General features: G+C 72.4%; 1 protein-coding gene. It reads left to right on the top strand.

All coding sequences use genetic code 11. The features are described from left to right. The first annotated feature begins 173 nt into the window (after window positions 1-173). Window positions 174-2,198, top strand: a complete 2,025-nt coding sequence (pknB, locus tag I5E_RS00180) for a Stk1 family PASTA domain-containing Ser/Thr kinase (RefSeq protein ID WP_031260802.1) — start codon at window positions 174-176, stop codon at window positions 2,196-2,198. Window positions 2,199-2,341 lie beyond the last annotated feature (143 nt).

The following is a 2,341-nucleotide window of genomic DNA, read 5'->3' as shown; positions in this document are numbered from 1 at the left end:
GGAGAAGACCGCGCAGAGCCTGCTGGCATCGCTCTGACCCCGGCCGCCCGGTCCCCGGGCGTGCTCGCAGGCCTGGCCGCCCGACAGAACCGAGTCATCCGCAAGATCGAGATTCGGTCACGACCGGTGCGTCAGTGCGGGTCCGTGCAGTCCCGATTCGTAGAATGCCGCCGATGACCACCAACGCCGCCACGGACCCGATGATCGGTCGCATGATCGATCACCGGTACCGCGTACGCTCCCGCATCGCGCGCGGGGGCATGGCGACCGTGTACCTGGCGACCGACGTGCGGCTCGAGCGACGCGTCGCGATCAAGATCATGCACGGCCACCTGGCGGACGACCAGGCCTTCCGGGAGCGCTTCATCCAGGAGGCCCGCTCCGCCGCCCGGCTCTCCCACCCGAACCTCGTCGGCGTGTACGACCAGGGCGCCGAGGACGACACGGCGTACATCGTCATGGAGTACATCCCGGGCATCACGCTCCGCGACCTCCTGCAGGAACACCACGCGCTCACGCCGGAGCAGGCGACCGACATCCTCCGGGCCGTCCTCGCCGGCCTCGCCTCGGCGCACCGTGCCGGCATCGTGCACCGCGACCTCAAGCCCGAGAACGTCCTGCTCGCCGACGACGGCCGCATCAAGCTCGGGGACTTCGGCCTCGCCCGCGCCACCACGGCGAACACCGCGACCGGTGCGGCCCTGCTCGGCACGATCGCGTACCTCTCCCCCGAGCTCGTCACGCGCGGCGCCGCCGACTCCCGCAGCGACATCTACGCGCTCGGCATCATGCTCTACGAGATGCTCACCGGCGAGCAGCCCTACAAGGGTGAGCAGCCGATGCAGATCGCCTACCAGCACGCGAACGACCAGGTCCCCGCACCGAGCGCCGCCGTGGCCGGGATCCCGCCGGAGCTCGACGACCTCGTCGCCTGGTCCACCGCCCGCAACCCGGACGACCGTCCGCGTGACGCCCGCGAGATGCTCGACCACATGGCGGGCGACCAGCAGCGCGCCACCGGGCAGTACCGGACCGCCGTGCTGCGTCCCGAGAACGCGACCGCGATCATCCCGGCCGGGTCCGCGACGCCCACCTCGGCGGACTCCGGCGACGCCACCACCATCCTCGAGCCGGCGCAGCGCTCGTCGGCCCAGCAGCCCGGCGGCCGTGGCGGTCGGAACGCACCGGGCCCCCGGCGCACCGGCTCGCAGCCCGGTGCGCTCTCCCCCGCCGCACAGCGCCTCGCCGACAAGTCGACCAGGCGCCGGAAGCGCGGCTGGATCGTCCTCGTCGTCGTCCTCGTGCTGATGGCGCTCGGCGGGTCGATCGGCTGGGCGTTCGGTCCCGGTCCGTGGGGCAACGTCCGCATCCCCGAGGTCGCGGGCAAGTCGGTCTCGCAGGCACGCCAGCTCCTCGAGGCGCAGGGCCTGCAGACGGCGTCGTCGACCGCGACCCGGTTCGACGCGGTCGTCGCGAAGGGGCAGGTCTCCACGACCAAGCCCGCGGCCCGGCGCGAGGTCCGCAAGGGCACCTCGGTCCAGATCGTGGTGTCGAACGGCCCGAAGATGATCGCCCTGCCGGCGATCGTCGGGCAGCCGCTCTCCACCGTCACCGCCGCGCTCGACGACGACTTCGAGCTGCAGGACGACCAGTACCAGTTCTCCGCCGACGCCCCGAAGGACACCGTCATCGCGGCGACCGGACTCGGGACCGACGGTGCCTCCGTCGACCTCTCGACCGTCAAGGCCTACGGCGAACGCGGCCCGGTGACGCTCACCGTCTCGCTCGGCGCGGTGCCGGACGTCGTCGGCAAGTCGGTCGACGACGCGTCGGCGACGCTCGACGCGGTCGGGCTCACGCTCGGCTCGCAGGACGCGCAGTACAGCGACACCGTCCCCACGGGGCAGATCATCTCGGCGAAGGCCGCGGACGACCCCGTGGTCGAGGGCTCCGCGATCGACGTCGTCGTGTCGAAGGGTCCGACGCCGATCACGCTGCCGGACGTGCACGGCAAGACGATCAACGACGCCACGGCGACGCTCGACGCGCTCGGGCTGAAGGTCTCGGTGCCGGACTGCACGAACATCCTGTGCGGCTTCTACGACTGGAAGGCCTCGCTCCCCGTCCAGTCCACGGACCCGGGCGCCGGCGCGACGGTGTACCGCGGCGACACGATCACGCTCGCCTACGAGCAGTAGGCGCGCGCCCCGCACTCCGCGACGCCGAGACTCGGCCAGGCGGACAGTTTCGCGCTTCCGGAGCCACGAAGGTGTCCGCGGAGCCGAGTCTCGGGGCGAGCGGCGCGGGGCGGGGCGGCGGCCGCACGCACGTGACGGACGGG

It is taken from the genome of Curtobacterium sp. B18 (genome assembly GCF_000333375.1).
In the GTDB taxonomy this organism is placed as follows: Bacteria; Actinomycetota; Actinomycetes; order Actinomycetales; family Microbacteriaceae; genus Curtobacterium.
This window is presented reverse-complemented; position numbering and strand designations above follow the sequence as displayed.